Source organism: Clostridioides sp. ES-S-0006-03 (genome assembly GCF_020662275.1).
Taxonomy (GTDB): Bacteria; Bacillota; Clostridia; order Peptostreptococcales; family Peptostreptococcaceae; genus Clostridioides.
Genome location: NZ_JADGMM010000005.1, coordinates 232,248 through 250,365 on the forward strand (window position 1 = coordinate 232,248; position 18,118 = coordinate 250,365).

At 26.9% G+C, this 18,118-nt stretch carries 21 protein-coding genes; 15 read left to right on the top strand and 6 right to left on the bottom strand.

Annotated features, from left to right (window positions below):
• Nucleotides 1-78: 78 nt before the first annotated feature.
• The 3 genes from ruvX to IR151_RS09065 all read left to right on the top strand — a co-directional run bounded on the left by ruvX (nucleotide 79) and on the right by IR151_RS09065 (nucleotide 1,603).
• Nucleotides 79-504: a Holliday junction resolvase RuvX gene (gene ruvX / locus IR151_RS09055; RefSeq protein WP_227434195.1), complete on the top strand. Its 426-nt coding sequence runs from the start codon at nucleotides 79-81 to the stop codon at nucleotides 502-504.
• Nucleotides 505-581: 77 nt separating this feature from the next.
• Nucleotides 582-869 (top strand): DUF1292 domain-containing protein, encoded by a 288-nt coding sequence (locus tag IR151_RS09060; RefSeq protein WP_009889069.1) that lies wholly within the window; start codon nucleotides 582-584, stop codon nucleotides 867-869.
• A gap of 275 nt (nucleotides 870-1,144) precedes the next feature.
• Nucleotides 1,145-1,603, top strand: a complete 459-nt coding sequence (locus tag IR151_RS09065) for a Fur family transcriptional regulator (RefSeq protein WP_227434196.1) — start codon at nucleotides 1,145-1,147, stop codon at nucleotides 1,601-1,603.
• 120 nt (nucleotides 1,604-1,723) lie between these two features.
• Here IR151_RS09065 and IR151_RS09070 read toward each other — a convergent pair whose 3' ends face one another.
• Nucleotides 1,724-2,461: a metal-dependent hydrolase gene (locus tag IR151_RS09070; RefSeq protein ID WP_227434197.1), complete on the bottom strand. Its 738-nt coding sequence runs from the start codon at nucleotides 2,459-2,461 to the stop codon at nucleotides 1,724-1,726.
• A gap of 216 nt (nucleotides 2,462-2,677) precedes the next feature.
• Between IR151_RS09070 and IR151_RS09075 the strand changes: the two genes are divergently transcribed.
• From IR151_RS09075 to IR151_RS09085, 3 genes are all read left to right on the top strand, one after another.
• The gene (locus tag IR151_RS09075; protein WP_227434198.1) at nucleotides 2,678-4,354 is read left to right on the top strand and encodes a ribonuclease J; all 1,677 of its coding nucleotides are present in this window, start codon (nucleotides 2,678-2,680) and stop codon (nucleotides 4,352-4,354) included.
• A gap of 201 nt (nucleotides 4,355-4,555) precedes the next feature.
• Entirely contained in the window at nucleotides 4,556-4,756 is a 201-nt protein-coding gene (locus IR151_RS09080) for a CD1290 family small acid-soluble spore protein (RefSeq protein WP_227434199.1), read from the top strand.
• A 53-nt stretch (nucleotides 4,757-4,809) separates the two neighbouring features.
• The gene (locus IR151_RS09085) at nucleotides 4,810-5,973 is read left to right on the top strand and encodes a D-alanyl-D-alanine carboxypeptidase family protein (RefSeq protein WP_227434200.1); all 1,164 of its coding nucleotides are present in this window, start codon (nucleotides 4,810-4,812) and stop codon (nucleotides 5,971-5,973) included.
• Between the two features lie 114 nt (nucleotides 5,974-6,087).
• Here the strand turns inward: IR151_RS09085 and IR151_RS09090 are convergent, their stop codons facing one another.
• The 3 genes from IR151_RS09090 to IR151_RS09100 all read right to left on the bottom strand — a co-directional run bounded on the left by IR151_RS09090 (nucleotide 6,088) and on the right by IR151_RS09100 (nucleotide 7,710).
• Nucleotides 6,088-6,510: a DUF2000 domain-containing protein gene (locus tag IR151_RS09090; RefSeq protein ID WP_227434201.1), complete on the bottom strand. Its 423-nt coding sequence runs from the start codon at nucleotides 6,508-6,510 to the stop codon at nucleotides 6,088-6,090.
• 3 nt (nucleotides 6,511-6,513) lie between these two features.
• On the bottom strand, nucleotides 6,514-7,368 hold the full coding sequence (locus IR151_RS09095; RefSeq protein WP_227434202.1) for an AraC family transcriptional regulator: 855 nt from the start codon (nucleotides 7,366-7,368) through the stop codon (nucleotides 6,514-6,516).
• A 192-nt stretch (nucleotides 7,369-7,560) separates the two neighbouring features.
• Nucleotides 7,561-7,710, bottom strand: a complete 150-nt coding sequence (locus IR151_RS09100) for a hypothetical protein (protein WP_227434203.1) — start codon at nucleotides 7,708-7,710, stop codon at nucleotides 7,561-7,563.
• 258 nt (nucleotides 7,711-7,968) lie between these two features.
• Here IR151_RS09100 and IR151_RS09105 point away from each other — a divergent pair, with 258 nt between their 5' ends.
• From IR151_RS09105 to IR151_RS09145, 8 genes are all read left to right on the top strand, one after another.
• Nucleotides 7,969-8,565, top strand: coding sequence for a site-2 protease family protein (locus tag IR151_RS09105; RefSeq protein ID WP_227434204.1), 597 nt, complete (start codon nucleotides 7,969-7,971; stop codon nucleotides 8,563-8,565).
• A 29-nt stretch (nucleotides 8,566-8,594) separates the two neighbouring features.
• Nucleotides 8,595-9,314, top strand: a complete 720-nt coding sequence (locus IR151_RS09110; protein WP_227434205.1) for a segregation and condensation protein A — start codon at nucleotides 8,595-8,597, stop codon at nucleotides 9,312-9,314.
• A 1-nt stretch (nucleotide 9,315) separates the two neighbouring features.
• On the top strand, nucleotides 9,316-9,855 hold the full coding sequence (scpB, locus tag IR151_RS09115; RefSeq protein ID WP_227434206.1) for an SMC-Scp complex subunit ScpB: 540 nt from the start codon (nucleotides 9,316-9,318) through the stop codon (nucleotides 9,853-9,855).
• Nucleotides 9,856-10,074: 219 nt separating this feature from the next.
• Nucleotides 10,075-10,707 carry a DUF2953 domain-containing protein gene (locus tag IR151_RS09120; RefSeq protein WP_227434207.1) on the top strand — a complete coding sequence of 211 codons (633 nt, stop codon included), beginning with the start codon at nucleotides 10,075-10,077 and terminating at the stop codon, nucleotides 10,705-10,707.
• Nucleotides 10,661-11,089, top strand: coding sequence for a GerW family sporulation protein (gene ytfJ / locus IR151_RS09125; RefSeq protein ID WP_227434208.1), 429 nt, complete (start codon nucleotides 10,661-10,663; stop codon nucleotides 11,087-11,089). Before IR151_RS09120 ends, ytfJ begins: the two co-directional genes overlap by 47 nt.
• 260 nt (nucleotides 11,090-11,349) lie before the next feature.
• A complete protein-coding gene (locus IR151_RS09130; RefSeq protein WP_227434209.1) occupies nucleotides 11,350-11,790 on the top strand; it encodes a MarR family winged helix-turn-helix transcriptional regulator in 441 nt (146 codons plus the stop codon).
• A gap of 15 nt (nucleotides 11,791-11,805) precedes the next feature.
• Nucleotides 11,806-13,257, top strand: coding sequence for a leucyl aminopeptidase (locus tag IR151_RS09135; protein WP_227434210.1), 1,452 nt, complete (start codon nucleotides 11,806-11,808; stop codon nucleotides 13,255-13,257).
• A gap of 1,046 nt (nucleotides 13,258-14,303) precedes the next feature.
• The gene (locus tag IR151_RS09145) at nucleotides 14,304-14,453 is read left to right on the top strand and encodes a hypothetical protein (RefSeq protein ID WP_227434212.1); all 150 of its coding nucleotides are present in this window, start codon (nucleotides 14,304-14,306) and stop codon (nucleotides 14,451-14,453) included.
• A gap of 212 nt (nucleotides 14,454-14,665) precedes the next feature.
• On the opposite strand, the gene IR151_RS09150 is transcribed toward IR151_RS09145, so the two are convergent.
• Together IR151_RS09150 and IR151_RS09155 are read right to left on the bottom strand one after the other, a co-directional pair.
• Complete coding sequence (locus IR151_RS09150; RefSeq protein ID WP_009905401.1) at nucleotides 14,666-14,986, bottom strand: MazG-like family protein; 321 nt, start codon at nucleotides 14,984-14,986, stop codon at nucleotides 14,666-14,668.
• A gap of 118 nt (nucleotides 14,987-15,104) precedes the next feature.
• Nucleotides 15,105-15,842, bottom strand: a complete 738-nt coding sequence (locus tag IR151_RS09155) for an NAD-dependent protein deacylase (RefSeq protein ID WP_227434213.1) — start codon at nucleotides 15,840-15,842, stop codon at nucleotides 15,105-15,107.
• Between the two features lie 314 nt (nucleotides 15,843-16,156).
• On the opposite strand from IR151_RS09155, the gene IR151_RS09160 reads away from it, so the two are divergent.
• Nucleotides 16,157-17,986 (top strand): SH3 domain-containing protein, encoded by a 1,830-nt coding sequence (locus IR151_RS09160; RefSeq protein WP_227434214.1) that lies wholly within the window; start codon nucleotides 16,157-16,159, stop codon nucleotides 17,984-17,986.
• Nucleotides 17,987-18,118 lie beyond the last annotated feature (132 nt).

Consider the following 18,118-nt stretch of genomic DNA (forward strand, 5'->3'; position numbering starts at 1 on the left):
TCAAAAATTCATATTGCAATTTTTGTAATTAATGAAATGTATATGTTTTATAAAATAAGGTAAATAAAAGGAGAAAATATGTTAGATGGAAGAATAATGGGTCTTGATGTTGGAGATAAAACTATTGGAGTTGCTGTAAGTGATTTAATGGGATTAACTGCACAAGGGATAAAAACGGTAAGAAGAGTTGGCAAGAAGAAGGATATTGAAGAATTAAAAGCTATAATAAAAGAAAAACAAGTAAATAAAATTGTGTCAGGATTACCAAAAAATATGAATGGTACTTTAGGACCACAAGGAGAAAAGGTAATTAAGTTTTGTGAATTATTAAAAGAAGAAACAGGAATTGATGTAGAGTTTTGGGATGAGAGACTTTCTACAGTAGCGGCAGAGAGATCTTTGTTAGAAGCGGATGTTAGTAGACAAAAAAGAAAAAAGGTTATAGATATGTTGGCAGCAGTAATAATTTTACAAGGATATTTAGATTTTAAAATAAATTCATAAAAGAACTATAAAATTGAATACTTATGATATATAATATAAATAATAAAAATAAAAATAAATTTGAGGTGAATGACATTATGGAAGAAAATATAATAAATTTAATTGATGAAAATGGTGTAGAAAGCCAATTTGAAATAATATTAACATTAGAAGCAGAAGGAAAAGAATATGCAATATTAATGCCTTTAGATGATGAAGAGGCTGAAGAAGCTTTAATATTTAGAATTGATGAAGATGAAGAAGGAGAAATACTAATACCTTTAGAAAGTGATGAAGAGTATGAAACTGTTGTAGCTGTATATACTGCTATAATGGAAGAAGAAGGTTTAAATTACGACGAAGATGAATCAAATGGACTTAACTAGGTAAATAATTAAGTTTGTATATAAAAAATCAGGTATTTTACTGTATTTACTTTAATTAAGAATTATTAATTGTAAAAAGTATTTATAGTATATATCTGTTTTTTTGTTTTTTATTAAAAAATTTATAGATTTTGGTGAATAATATATCTTTTATGGGTATATATTTATATTATGAGAAGAAATTAAATTTTTTCAAATGTCTTGACAAAAAAAGAATTATCAATTACAATATTATTTAATAAAGATTATCAATTGAAAATAGTAAGGGTGATGTTATGGCAAACACAATGGATTTATTAAAAGACAAGTTAAAAGAAACTGGTTTTAAGATTACGCCACAAAGAAGAGCAATAGTTGAGATATTGCTTCAACATGACCATTCACATTTAAGTAGTGAAGAAATCTATGATTTAGTTAGGGTTGACTGTCCTGAAATAGGTCTAGCTACTGTATACAGAACAATGCAGTTATTAGACGAAATAGGATTAATATCAAAACTAAACTTAGATGATGGGTGTATAAGATATGAGATTAGTCTACATAAAGAAGACTGTCATAATCATCATCATCTTATTTGTAAAAATTGTGGAAAGATAATGGAAGCTAAAGAAGACCTTTTAGACAATATAGAAAAAGAAATACAATCATTGTACAAATTTAAAATACTTGATCATGATGTTAAATTTTATGGATTATGTGATGAGTGCAATAAAATAAGTGATTCAGAAGAATAATTCTTCTGTAATTTAATGTTGATGGAAGAATAGTATAGAACTTTTATATTCTATGCTATTCTTCCATTTTTTATTATAAATTTAAATATATAGTATAAATATAAATAGCTTTAAAGCTTTTTATAATTTTAATATTGAAAATATAATTAATCCTATAAGTATGAAAATAAATGATTTTTCTATAAAATTACTAAATGGTCCTCCAACTGTTAAAAATCCTAAGGAAATCTTTTTTTCACTTAGTGGATAAAAAAGTGGTATTCCTTGTTTTGTAAATAAATCCCCTAAAAACATATGGCTTGCATAGCCAAGTGTTCCATAAAAAGATAAATTATTAATACTAGTGATTAATTCTATTTGTTTTAGTAAAAAATATATTATGATGGTTGCAAATATACTATGAGAAAAGCTTCTGTGCTTTAGCCAGGGAAAAATTGACAACATTAGACAAAAAATTATAAAATATATTTCAACTTCTACGATGTATAAGCATATAGCTAATAGTATAAATATTAATGATAGAAAGATTTTTCTCAGAAATGTATGGGTTAGTTTTGCCTCAATAATTATAATTGCAACAAATGTAATTATTGCACTTAAATAAAAATTATCATTTATATTTATTGAAATAAAGAAAATAATAATATTAATAGCGTATATAAAAATTCTATATATGTATTTGGATATATTGTTTTTTAGAATGAAATTTGAGACCATAGAATTAGATTTATCCAAATCGGGCAGTACTGCAAAAGTAGCTGAAACTAAAATATCTACTAGAGATATAGGAATTGTAAAAATTAAAGATGTCTGGATAGCTGTTAAAATTCCTATTGCACAATGAGTTTTACCACGCATAAATCCTCCTAAAATATCAGATATTAAATCATATAATATTTAGAGGATATCAAAATAAAATAGGTTTGTCAAAATAATACGTTAAATGTATTTTAAATATAGCTTAAAATATGATACGAATTATGGTACAATAAGAATAACTGGTAGCGAGTGCGTGATTTGATATTATTTAAGATTGTAGAACGTGTTAAAAAATTAAATAGACAGAAGGAGATGATGCAATTGTTCAAAAAGAACACCAACAAGATAAAGGTAATGGCTTTAGGTGGACTTAACGAAGTTGGAAAAAATATGACTGTTGTTGAGTATAAAGATGAAATAATTGTTATAGATGCTGGACTTAGTTTTCCAGAAGATGAAATGTTAGGAGTAGATATAGTTATACCAGACATAACTTATTTAGTCAAAAACAGGGATAAAATAAAGGGTATATTTATTACACATGGACATGAAGACCATATAGGAGCTCTTCCATATATACTAAAAAAGATAAATGTTCCTGTATATGGAGCGAGACTTAGTATAGGTCTTATACAAGTAAAATTGAAAGAACATAAGATGAATAATGTTAAGTTAAATGTCATAACTCCAAGACAAGTTATAAAGCTTGATAATATGGAAGTAGAGTTTTTGAAAAATAACCATAGTATACCAGATGCTTACTCTATTGCAGTACACACAGACCAAGGGATAATATACCATACAGGAGACTTTAAGATTGACTTAACTCCAATTGATGGTGATGTTATGGATATGCATAGAATCTGTGAGTTGAGCAAAAAAGGAGTTCTTTTAATGTTGGCAGATAGTACTAATGCAGAAAAACCAGGATTTACTATGTCTGAAAAAACTGTTGGAGTAGGTCTTGATGAGTTATTTGCAAAGGGAAATGGTAGAAGAATTATAGTTGCTACGTTTGCATCTAACATACACAGATTACAACAAATAATAAATACAGCTGAAAAGTTTAATAGGAAGGTTGCTATATCAGGTCGTTCAATGGTAAATGTAGTTGGAGTTGCCAAGGAATTAGGATATTTAGATATTTCTGACGATATGCTAATAGATTTAAATGATATATACAAGCATGAAGATGGCGAGTTAGTGATAATAACGACTGGTTCACAAGGTGAGCCTATGTCAGCTCTTGCTAGAATGGCTTTTTCAGAACACAAAAAAGTAGAAATAAAGAGTGGCGATTTAGTTATAATATCTGCTCATCCAATACCAGGAAATGAAAAATTAATATCAAGAGTAATAAACTTCTTATTTGAAAAAGGAGCAGAAGTAGTATATAGTGATATAGCGGATATACACGTTTCTGGACATGCCTGTCAAGAAGAATTAAAGCTTATACATGCATTAGTTAGACCAAAGTTTTTTATGCCAGCTCATGGTGAATATAGAATGTTAAAAAGACATGCTGAAATAGCTGAACAACTTGGAATGGACAAGGAAAATATTTTTGTCATGCAAACAGGAGATGTTTTAGAGTTAGATAAAAACTCTGCTAAAGTAGCAAATCGTATACAAACAGGAAATATACTAGTTGATGGATTAGGTGTAGGAGATGTAGGTAATATAGTCTTAAGAGATAGAAAGCATTTATCAGAAGATGGTCTTATGATAGTTGTAGTAACTATTTCTAAAGATGAAGGCAAAGTTTTAGCAGGTCCAGATATAATATCTAGAGGCTTTGTGTATGTAAGAGAGTCTGAAGATTTAATGGATGGAGCAAAGGATATAATTAAAAACGTTCTAAACGAGTGTGAAGAGAAAAATATTAAAGAATGGGCTTATTTAAAGAATAACATTAAAGAAAACCTAAAAGAGTATTTATATCAAAAAACTAAGCGAAATCCAATGATACTTCCTATAATAATGGAAGTATAGGATATAAAGTTTGTAAAATTGAAAAGTAGACCTCTTGTAATTTTTAAAATGATATCAAAAGATTAAATTGATATCATTTTAAGAATTACAAGAGGTCTTTTTAATATTGAAAAATTCAGATATTACATAAAATACCAATTATAACAATCTTTTATTAGTAAAAACTACTTATATATAAATTTTATTAATAGGAGGATATTTATGGATAATATTTCAAAACAAAATGCTAGAAAAGCTTTAAAACAAACTAAGATGGAAATAGCAGGAGAATATGGAATGAATTATGAAGATGCCTTTGAAATAATAGAAAATGCATCGAATAAAGGTGTTTTAGAAGGTTATTTTAAAAAGCTTGAAAAGAAAAAAAATTTAGGTCAAGGTATATCTAGGCATTTAGAATAAAAAAAGTTAATTGTGAGAAAATAAGTTTAAATAAACTTTAAGAGGTGACATCTATGAAAAAATTAGCTAGTACTGCTTTGGCTATATTACTTGCATTTACTCCTTTGAGTTTTTCTTTTGCAAATAGTAAGGACAATGCTGATGCCAACCAACTAAATATATCTTCAAAATCGGCAATTTTGATGGATGTTGGTAGTGGACAAATTTTATATGAAAAGGATGCTCATAAAAAGCTTCCTCCTGCCAGTGTAACAAAGGTAATGACAATGTTACTTATTGTAGAAGCTTTGGATTCAGGTGATATTAAACTTGATGATGAAGTACAAGTGAGTGAAACTGCATCTAGTATGGGTGGTAGTCAAATATTTTTAGAACCAGGAGAAACTCAAAAGGTTGATACTTTATTAAAAGGTATAGCTGTTGCTTCTGCAAATGATGCCTGTGTAGCTATGGCTGAACACTTGGCTGGAAGTGTTGAAGGGTTTGTTGATAGGATGAATTCTAAAGCAAAGGAGCTAAATATGAATGATACTCATTTTGCAAATACAAATGGACTTCCAGTAGCAAATCACTATACATCTGCTCATGATATAGCTTTAATGTCCAGAGAATTATTAAAACATGAAATGATAAGCAAATACTTAACTACATGGATGGATAAGGTTGTAGTAGGTAAAAAACAAGTTACAGTAGGTCTTGCAAATACTAATAAGCTTATAAAGCATTATCAAGGAGCTACTGGTGTTAAAACTGGATTTACTCAAGAAGCTAAATATTGTCTATCAGCATCAGCAAAAAGAGGTAATACTCATTTAGTTGCGGCGACTTTGGGTGCAGAAACTTCTCCTGAAAGATTTAATGATGCATCTAGTCTTTTAAATTATGGATTTGCAAATTATGAAAGCGTTAAGCTGTGTAGTAAGGGAGATAATATCGCTACACTTACATTAGATAAAGCTGATGAAAATAAAGTCAAATTAGTTGCTAAAGAAGACTTAAATGCTCTTATTAAAAAAGGAAGTTCTAAAAAGTTTGAAAAGAAAATAGAAATAGTAAAAAATCCTAAAATGCCAATTAAAAAAGGTACTGTTTTAGGAAAGATAAAGATATGTAAAGATAAAAAAGTAATAGGTGAAGTAGAATTAATAAATAATAAAGATATAAATAAGGCAAGTTACCTACAAATGCTTCAAAGAATAATTGATAATATGATATAATAACTTGCGATAAGATACAGCTATAATTCACATAAAAAATGCCCGTATAGAAGTACTATATGGGTATTTTTATCTAGTATATTAAAGATTGTTATAAGCAGATGCTTACAATGATTATCTAAGTAAAGGCATACTGCCTGTAAGTTTATTTACTTGCTTTTTATTTCCATATATTCCTATACCAAAATACTGTAGTTCATCTTCTTGGACAGTGGCAATTTTTTGTGTGAATTCCTCATAAATATTACAACCTTGTGCAACATCTGAAAAATCTACAACAGTTAATCCTTCAAATTCAGGAGTGTATAATTTTTTACGCAAATTCTTTATAATTTCTTTGTTTCCTTTTAAGATAGGCACAGGTATAGCAACAATTCCTAAATGATTATTACCTGTTTTGTCAACTACATCTGGACCTACTATTTCTGGAGTATATTTACCTAGTGTAACTCCCATTACTGCTGCTGTATTTGATATAATTCCCATTGGTAAATTTTCATCTATTACCATAACACATTTTACATTTTTATTTTCCATTTTTCAATTCTCCTTTTTATCCTCTTTAAAATTATTTTTATCATTGTTTATAAATATATTTTGATATTGTTTAGGTGTAAGACCAATAAAGTTTTTAAAGAAATTTGTAAAGTGACTTTGGTCCACAAAGCCTGTTTGTATAGCAGCATCTATAGGTTCTATTCCATTTTCTAAAAGTTTCTTAGCTTTATTTACTCTTATATTTTCAAGGTATCTATAGGGTGTAATACCTTTTAATTTTGTAAAATTACGAAGTAATGAGTACTTATTCATTTTTGCTAGATAACTTAATTCATCAAGTGCTATGTGTTCAGCATAATTATTTTCTAAATAATCACAGACTATTTGAATTTCTGTATTTATTTTTTCTGAGTTAGATTGTAAAACTGGCTCTGTATATTCATTGATTATTTGTTCAATTAGGAAAAAGAATATTTCTTCTTTTTTAAAATCTAATTGTTCTTCCATAATTATATGATGTAGTTCTTGTAGCAAAGGTACTAATTCACTACGAAATATTACCTGCTGATTGAATTGAGGTAAATAATTTTTCCCTGTAATTTCTAATACAGCTTTTTGCATTATTTCTGGTTTAATATTAATACATCTATAATCAAGAACTTCATTATCTATTTGTTCACAAGTATGACTATCAAAAGGATTAAAAAGTAATAAATCTCCTGTGCTTGTGGTATACTTTTTGTTTTTGCATGATAAATATCTTTGACCTTTTTCTATAAAACCAATCACATAGTGTTCATGAAAATGGTTTGGAAAATTTTGCATAATACCTTTGAATCTATATGCTTCAATTTCTAATTCACTATCAAAACATACTGTGCGTTCTTCTTGTTTCACCTGGACAACCTCCTTTCATAATGTATAAAGTGTAACATATATTTTTTTGTAGTTCTTGTATGATATTGACTAAAAATTAAGAACAACTAAAAAAATGACAACTTAATTTTTTTAGTTGTCAAATTAAATAATATTTATATGTAATTTATTTTGCTAACCAATTAAAACTTCTGTCTTTTTCTTTACAAATAGTTAATGATTAAGTATTTTTTCAGTTACAACAACTTCGTCTAACATGTTCTCATAAGAAGTAAGTTCTTTTATAAATTTTAATACAAGGTTTGTATCTGATTCAACTGTGTATCTAAATTTTAGTTCATTATTTTCTACAGTACTATTCATTTTGTTGTTACCTTCATTTGTAATACACCAATAAGATAACAACAATGTCAGTTTATGTCAATATAATATTGTACTACCAATAAGTGTAATTATTATATTTTTACAGCTAATATGATATAATAATAAAAGTTATAAAGTAAAAAATGAATTTTAATTTTATGCTTATACACACAATTATTATAATATAAAATAATTTTGATTATAAGTTATTTAATTGTTATAATAGTATTAAAAATTTAATTTAGGAGATGTACATTAATGTTAAGTATGAATATAGGAGAAATCGTAGCAAGTTTGGTTGGTATAGCCATGGCAATATCAATACATGAGTTTGGTCATGCATACTCGGCACATTTATTAGGTGATGACACAGCTAAGGCTTATGGAAGAATGACATTAAATCCTGTAAGACATGTCGACCCAATTGGTCTTTTGGCTATGTTTATTCTTAGAATAGGATGGGCAAAACCAGTCCCAGTAAATCCTAATAATTTTAAAAATTACAAGATAGGCAATTTGATAGTTTCACTTGCAGGTGTTTTCTGTAATGTTCTGACCGCTATAGTCTGTGTCATTATAAATAAATATGTGCACATGTATGCGATAAATACAATAGCTGAATATGTATTCTTATATAGTATGGGATTTGCAGCTTTTAATTTACTGCCTATACCTCCACTTGATGGATGGGGAGTTATATCTACACTTGTTCCATATAAATGGAATGAATATGTATATAAATTTGAAAATATGAGTTATATAATTTTGTTGATTGCTTTATTTACAGGGATATATCAAATAATATTAACACCAATATATACAGTATTACTAAGAATAGTATATTTATTTGTTTAATAAAATAAATAACTTAAAGAGGGATTAATATGAAGTATAATATACAATTACAAGTTTATGAGGGACCATTAGATTTGCTGTATGACTTGATAACTAAACATAAGATAGATATAAAAGATATATCAATTATAGATATAACTAAGCAATATCTTAATTATCTAAAAATGTTAGACAAAATGGATTTAGAGATAACTAGCGAATTTATAACTATGGCATCTAAGCTTTTAGAGATAAAATCTAAATACTTACTTTACAAACAAAAGGATGAAGAAGAAGACCCAAGAATAGAACTTATGGAGAAATTAGAAGAATACAGAAAATTTAAAATAGCATCACAAGATATAAAGGAAAATATAACTTATATTAATGAAAGATTTTATAGAACTAAAGAAGAAATAGTTATTGATGATAATGTAGATTTAGAAGATATATCAATAGAGGCAATAAAAAATATACTTCCATATATATTTAAGGTTAAAACATCACAAATTGAAAATACTAATGATGAAAAATTGGATAAAATAGTGAGAAAAAAGATAATATCTGTGGAAGAAAAAATAGTGTATATAAGAAATGTCATAAAAGAGAAAATAGAAGTTACTTTTACAAATATCATAAAATCATATGAAAATGATGAAATAATTGCTACTTTTTTATCTATATTGGAGCTTATAAAAGAAAAAGAGATAGTAGTGGTACAAGATATATTTTTTGATGATATTTTAATTAGAAAAAGTTCGGAGTGTTAAAATGAAAAGAGAAGATATAAAGTGTATTATAGAATCTATTATGTTTGCATATGGTGACCCAATAAGTATAAAAGAATTAAATTATATAATAAATAAAGAACTTTCATCAAAAGAGATAGAGATTATGTTAAATTTACTTATTGATGAATATAGAGAAAAAAATAGAGGTATTCAAATAATCAAATTGGAAAACAAATATCAAATGTGTACAAATGAAGATTATGCAGAATATATAAAAAAAATTATTGAACCAAAGAAAAAGAAAAGTTTGAGTCAAGCTACACTAGAGACTCTTACTATAATTGCATATAAACAACCAATAACGAAGGTAGAGATAGAAGATATAAGGGGAGTAAAATGTGATAAGGTGCTACAAACTCTATTTGAAAATCAACTTATAAGAGAGGCTGGTAGACTTAATAAAATAGGAAAACCTATAATTTATAAGACAACAGATGAATTTTTAAAGTTGCTAAATATAGAAAGTCTTGAAGAGTTGCCTGCTATAGAAACTTATCAAGAAGCATTAACAAATGAATAAAATGTTATACAAAGAGAATCTTAATTTTACAATAGAAATGTTAATTTTAAAATAAAAATATGGAGAACACAGTAATTTAGTTTATAGTTTTAAATTTTTTAGAAGGTTTAAAATACTCTAAGTTATTGTGTTTTTTTGTGTGAATATAAAAAAGTGGTTTTGGTAAAATAAATATGGTTAATTAAGTATAAATAGTAATTTTTTGATGATAATATAGACATGGAGATTAATGAATTACTTAATTTTAAATACTTAATAATAGCAATAATTTTTATAATAAGTATAATTGTATTGTTTTTAATGTCTCATATAAATATCTTATTAATAGCAGATATAAACAATAAAGATGTTTGTTTAAAACTTAATATAAAATACATGTTTGATTTAATAAATATAAATAGACAACTATATCCAGCTGAAAATAGTAACAATAATGATAAAAAAGAGGGGATGAAGAATAATATAGACTCTAGTATATTATTAGCTGATGACCTTTTAAGTATTTATAGACTATTAAAAAAGATAAAAATACATGAATTTTATTCAAACATTGATTTTGGAACTAAAAATGTAAGTTTGACATCTTCTGTGTATGTATTAATAAATACTCTATATGGAAATTTATTTAATATAATTGATGCAGAAAAAATATATCTAAATGTAAATCCAAATTTTACAAAAGATTACTTTTTGGGAAATGTAAGGATACATATAAGGTCAAGAATAAAAGATTTATTTCATTTTATAATAATGGTTAATAAGGTTATGAATAAAAATAAAGGAAATTATAAGGGAGGTGATAGTAATGAGAGCAACAGGTTCGATACAAAGTCTTATGGAAACAACTCTTGAAACTATTAAAGGTTCTATAGATGCAAATACTATTATAGGAGACCCTATAAAAACAGATACTACAGTAGTTGTTCCTATATCAAAAGTAACAATTGGATTTGGTATAGGTGGAGGAGAATATTCAAAAGGATATGATGAGAAAGATAAAAATATTGAAATAAAAAGTGAAAAAGCAGATACAAATTTTGCAGGAGGTAGTGCAGGAGCTATATCTGTACAACCAGTAGCATTTGTAGTAGTTGAAAGTGGAGAAACTAGAATAATGAGTTTAGATAGTAATATTAATCTAGTAGATAATATCTTGTCTATAACTCCTAGAGTATTAGAAAAAATTCAGAATATATCTCAAAATAATAAAAATACAGACAAGAATAATATGTAGTATAAGATTAGAATACTTTTGAAAATAAAATATATCCTTAAGGAAAATAGTGAGATTGATATAAGTCTCACTATTTTATAATGTAATTTAAATGTTTTTTACTTTATACCTAATAATATTTTAGTTTAAAACAATTTAAATGGATAATAAAGTTTATCTATAGTATAATTATAAAAAGAAAAGAAGTATTATATTAGAGATATATAAACATATTGGGGGGATAAGAGGGAGTCCCAATTATTAATTTTGAGGTGAATTTTATGAGTGATAAAGAGTTATCTATTTTGTTGTTGGAAAGTATGAATAACTTTCATAATTTAATAAAGATTATTAATAATGAAAGATATAAAAAAGGTAAAGTACTTACAGAAAGGCAATTTTTTGCTTTAGTAAGTATAAGAAAGCATAATAAAATGGAACTTAAAAATTTAAGTAGAGACTTACATGTATCTACTTCTAGTTTGTGTATATTGCTTAATAAGCTAGTTGAGCAAGACTATGTATATAGAGAAGAAGATAGTAGAGATAGACGAAATACTTTTTATGGAATAACTGAAAGTGGAGAAAAAATACTAGATGATGAAATATTAAAATTTATATCTATAATAAGTGATAAAATGAACTGTTTAGATGTAAAAAACAAAGATAAATTATTTGATTCTTTGGAAGACTCTAGAAATATAATTGAGCAATTATTTTAAAAAGGAGAATTTGATATGCAGATAAAATGTTCTAAAGAAATATTAAAAAGCTTGGATGATGCTATAACTGTAGTTACTGTGTTTGAAGATGAGAATGTTTCTACAATGTTTGATAAATTAAATATTGTAAGTAAAAACTTCAGTGCTAAAGAAAATAACATAGAGATTGTGACATTGCTCGAAAATGAAAATCTAATAGATATTTGTCTAGTTGGTCTTGGTAAGAAAGAATCTTTAGATAAGGAAAAACTTAGAATCATAGGGGGCAATTTATGTAAAAAAATAAAAAGTATATTGAGAAATAAAGTATGTAAAAATAATGATATTAACATAATAAATATTAATTTAGATATAGAAGAGATAGGTGCTTTTTCAGAAGGAATATTGCTTGGAAACTATAAATTTGATAAATATAAGACAAAAAGTAAAGAATTTGAAGAAAGAGAAATAGAGAATATAATTATATTCACTGAAAAAGAAGCAGATTGTCAAATAGAAAAAGCTAGAATACTATCTAATTCAACTATAATAGCTAGAAATCTAGTTAACGAACCATCAAATATAATATACCCAAAGACATTGGCAATAGAGGCAGTTAGACTTGGGGCAGAGTATGGATTTAATGTTGAGATTTATGAAGAAGAAAAAATAAAAGCATTGGGTATGGAAGCTTTTTTTGCTGTATCAAGAGGTTCAGTTAATAAACCAAGATTTATAGTAATGAGATATTTTGGAGATGAAGAGAATTCAGATATACTAGGTCTAGTGGGCAAAGGATTGACTTATGATACTGGTGGATATTCTTTAAAATCAAATGCATCTATGCTAGATATGAAAACAGACATGGCTGGAGCTGCAAGTGTAATAGGAGCTATGTGTGCCATATCTCAGAGTAAATTAAAGAAAAATGTTATAGCAGTAGTAGCTGCATGTGAAAATGCTTTATCGGGAGGTTCATATAAGCCAGGAGATATAATTAACTCTATGGCAAGAAAAACTATCGAAGTTTTAAATACAGATGCAGAAGGTAGACTTACATTAGCCGATGCAATATATTACATTATTAATAATGAAAAAGTAACAAAAGTTGTTGATGTAGCAACATTGACTGGTGCAGCTTTAACATTATTAGGTAATGTTGCAACTCCTGTAGTAACAAATAATGATGATTTTTATTGTGAATTGGAAAAAGCATCTACTTTATCTGGAGAAAGAGTTTGGAAGATGCCTCTTTATGATGAGTTTAAAAATATGGTAAAGGGAGAAGAAGCAGACCTTAAAAATACTGGAGGTAAAAATGCTGGATGCATAACAGCAGGAGCCTTTATTGGAGAATTTGTTGGCAGTACTCCATGGATACATATGGATATAGCAGGTACAAGTACATCATCAAAATCAAAGGGATATAAATCAAAAGGAGCGACAGGAGAGCCTGTTAGGACATTGTATTATTTAGCAGAGGTATAAAATTATATATTACAAAAACTATAGTTTAATGTGTAAAGCCACTTGGATATTTTTAAAACTTAAAAAATATCTAAGTGGCTTTATTTATAAATTTAAACAAATTATTTACTCTTTTTCTTTTTTTCAAGGATAAAGGTATCTATATTGGATAAAAGAGGAAGTATGTACACAATGCTAGTAGCAAAAATAAATATGAAAATGGTAGTTGTATTGTAACTTAAAAAGCTATAGTAATATTGTGAATCAGTAAATGTATTTAGTAAAAATATAAATGAAAAATAAATAAGACAAATTCCAAAATTATCTCTAAATGCATGTCTGTTAACTTTAAATTTTCTTACATCAACCATATAAATATTTGCATATATTATCAAACATTTAGAGAAGATAAATAGAAAATATATAAAGCTAGGAAATTCGTATCCTAAGTTTTTAGAAAAAATAAGTTCTCCAACAGAACAAACTAAACTCCAAGAAAAAAATATGTTAAAAAAATGATACTGTTTAAAAACTAATATAGCTATACATATGTAGATACAAATATGGCTAATTCCAATTGGTAAGGAATTCAAGGTGCTATAATTCCCTGAAGAAATAATTAAAATTTGTTCTAAAGCAACGACTATTACCATTAAGGTACAAAGTATTTTTTCAACTGTGTAACTATAGGGTAAAATATTTTTTGTTAGCTTTGGACAATGATATAGAAATAATCCGAATATAAAAAGACTTACAAACTGTTCACTAGAAAAAAGAAAAATTTTAAACATAGAGCATTCTCTCCTATAATAAATTAATATGTACCTATATAAATATATTCATCCTCTGTCAATTTAATATATAAAAAATTTAATAAAGTTAAGATTTTATATAGAAAATTTAAAAAGATAAAAGTTTTTAAATTTCGTAGTCATAGTGGCCATATTAGAATCGTGTCAAAAAATAAAAATATTTTTATTTATTAAAGTTTTTGGGAATAATAATAACAAATATTAGAACTAATTAACAGTTTTTGTAAGTATTTGACAATAGAGAGGGTGTAACAAATGGGAATAATAGAATCAGCATCAAAGTTAGCTGAGATAGTTCATTTATTAGCAATTGAAAAAGGGATAACAGATATAGAAGCATGGGATGAAGCGATAGAAGAATATAGTAAAATTTATGAAAATAAGAGAGAACAATATAGAAGTTAAAAATAAAATTTTGCTGACAAAAAACTCATTATACTGGATAAAATTTAATTGTTTATGAAAATATCAAATAATATATACAAATAAAATAAAAAGTGGTATCTCAATTACAATTTAAAAAATCATTTTGAGATACCATTTAATAGCAAATTTACATAGAAATTAAACATTTCAGACTTTAAATTTATTTTAATAAATATTTAGAGATAGAATGTTTACTTATCTATGTTTTTTATGTAGCCTCTTTTTTCTAGTTTTTTTATATGTTCTTTGCGTATTTCATCAAGATTAATACCATATTGTTCTTCTAGTTTAAACATCATAGTTACACATGTTTGAGCCACGTCCATCAATTCTTTAGCAGTTTTCTTTATAATATCAACTTCATCTAAGTCATTATTTTCTCCACTTAGATTTCTGAATTTGCCTATACATTCAGCTAGTTCGCCTTGCTCTTCACCCATTTTGATAAATGTAGACTCCAGTGTTGGGTCTAAATTATTAAGTTCTGGTAAAGATATAGTTTTTAGTTTCATAAAAAGCTCCTTTCAAATTATATATTTATACTAAAATACTATAACAAAAATAATAATAAAAAGAAACTTTAAATTCAACATAAAAACTCATATATATAATAAAAATATTGAAATAAATCTATATTTGTCTTAATACAGCTTCATATAGGACTTCTCCAATAGGTCTATTAATTACAAGAGATGCAGATTTATCATAAACTGTGTTTGCCTTATTAATAAGAGCAATATATTTACCTTTGTAATAATCTATAAAACTAGCTGCTGGATATACAGCCAATGATGTACCTCCTATAATCAGTAAATCAGCATTACTTATAGCAGAAATTGTCCTAGCAATAACATCACCATCAAGAGCTTCTTCATAAAGCACTACATCAGGTTTTACTATAGAGCCACAATCATCACAATGAGGAATATTACCTCCTAGATTTAGCATAGCTTCTAAATCAAAAAATTTACCACAGTTAGTACAGTAATTTCTATGTACAGAACCATGAAGTTCTAAAACATTCTTACTTCCAGCCATTTGATGAAGTCCATCAATATTTTGAGTTATAACAGCTTTAAGTTTCCCCATTTCTTCTAGCTTTGCCAAAGCTATATGGGCATTATTAGGTCTTGCATTAGGATATATCAGTTTATCTTTGTAGAATTCAAAGAACTCTTCTGGATATTTAACAAAAAAAGTATGTGAAACTAATTGCTCAGCAGTAAATTGTTTATTGAGTTTTTGACTAAAAAGTCCAGTAGAGCTTCTGAAATCTGGTATATTAGATTCAGTTGAAACACCTGCTCCACCAAAAAATACTATATTATTATGATTAGATATTAAGTCTTTTAGGTTATTTGCATCCATAGTTTACACCTCCAAAATTATTATATATAGATTGTACTACATATTATAAAGTTTATGTTACTTTATTAGATTCTGAGTATCTTCTTAATGTTTTACAAATCAATTTAAAGAGTGGGCATAAATAAAATTATATGAGCTAAAAGAGTTTATATTTTTCAATATATAAATAGATAAATTAAAATCAGAAATGAAAATAAAGAAAGTATAAATAAAATGTATACATAATATAAATAGACAATATTTACTAAAATCATAAGTTGTCGTATAATTATATTAAAATTGTTTTAGTGTTAAAAGAAGGGCGGGGGAAGTAAGTGAAGAAAAAAGCAGCTTTAGCAACATTAGCTGTATTGCCATTAACTATGGTAAATGCACATGCTGATGGAGAAATAGGTATAGTGACTATAAATTATTTAAATGTAAGAAATGAACCAACTGCCGAAAGTAGTATATCTTTTGTTGCTAAAAAAGATGATAAAGTTTTAATAAAAGACTCTTCTAATGGATGGTATAAAATAAAAGCTGAATCTGGACAAGAAGGTTGGGCTTCATCAAAATATATAGCAAAATCTAATGGTGACTTTTTAAGAACATCTACAAATAAAGAAAAACAGGTTACCTCAAATAGTTTAAATATGAGAAATGGAGCAGGAACAAGCTATAGAGTTATAACTGTATTAAAAAAGGGACAAAAAGTAGAAGTAATATCAGAAAGCAATGGCTGGTCAAAAATCAAATATGATGGAAGACTAGGTTATGTATCGAGTTCTTATCTAGGAGATGTATCAAGTTCAACTAATAAATCAAAAACTAAGCAGGTAAATACAACTTCACTAAATGTAAGAAGTGGCCCAAATACAAGCTATGGTGTATTAGGTAAGTTACAAAAAGGAAGTAAGGTAGAAGTAATATCAGAATCTAATGGATGGTCAAAAATAAAGTATAATGGAAAAGATGGATATGTATCTAGTATGTATTTATCAGATACAGGTCAGAGTGATACAAATGATTCTAGCCAAGATACTGATAAAAAAAATACTAATAAATTTGTAAATACAGCCTCTTTAAATGTAAGAAGTGGTCCAGGTTCTACGTATAGTAAACTAGGAAAAGTCTATAAGGGAAGCAAAGTAACTGTGATGTCAGAAAGTAGCGGATGGGCTAAAATTAATTTTAACAATAAAGAAGCATTTGTTGTGGGGAATTATCTAGCTGATTCGACAGATACATCAGATGATAATACAAATAATAATAACTCAAATAACAATTCCAATAATAATGGAAATAATGATTCTACAACGTCAGGACAAGTAAATGGTATGGCAAATATAAGTGGAGCTAAGATTGATTACAAATCTTTAAACTATACACTAGCTTCTCATGTAAGTAAACAAGTTGAGAAAGCAACAGCAGGAGGGAATGTAATAGCTCCAGGTAATAGAAAAAGTACCCCAAGTCCTGAATTTAGTACATTTTCAGCACAAAGAACAAGTTCATTTGTAAATGCTAGTTCAAGTGACATAGAATATTATTTAAATCCTAAAAACTTTACAAATACTACAAAAGGTATGATGCAATTCTTAAAAATTAATAGCTATAGAAGTGGTATATCAGAGTCAAGCTTAAATTCATACCTTAATGGATTATCTTCTAGTGTATTTAAGAATCAAGGAGCCGCATTTATAAACGCTGCTAAGAAGTATAATATAGATGTAGTATATCTAGTATCTCATGCTATGTGGGAAACTGCTTATGGTAAATCTACACTTGCACAAGGTCAGACATTGACTTCTTATAAAGGCCAAGCTCTTAGCAAACCAGTTAAAGTGTATAATTTTTTTGGAATAGGAGCAATAGATAAAAGTGCCAATGTTTCAGGAGCAGAGGCAGCATATTCTAATGGATGGACTAGTATTGAAGCTACGATAGATGGTTCTGCAAAATGGATATCTCAAAACTATGTAAATAGTTCTAAGTATAATCAAAATACTATTTACAAGATGAAGTGGAATTATGATTATACATGGCACCAATATGCAACTGATGTAAATTGGGCTAATGGAATTTCTGGAATTATGGAAAATTTAATTGGCCTTTATAGTGGTGGAAGTAGTTTAGTCTTTGAGGTACCACAATATAAGTAATACATAAGTAAAAAATATAGACTATGGGTAGTTTTTCATTTTGTTTAAATTATCTGTAGTCTTTTTGTATATAATTTACAAGATATAAATCTTAATATTAGCAAAATTTTTATGCTATAATATTAATTCTAA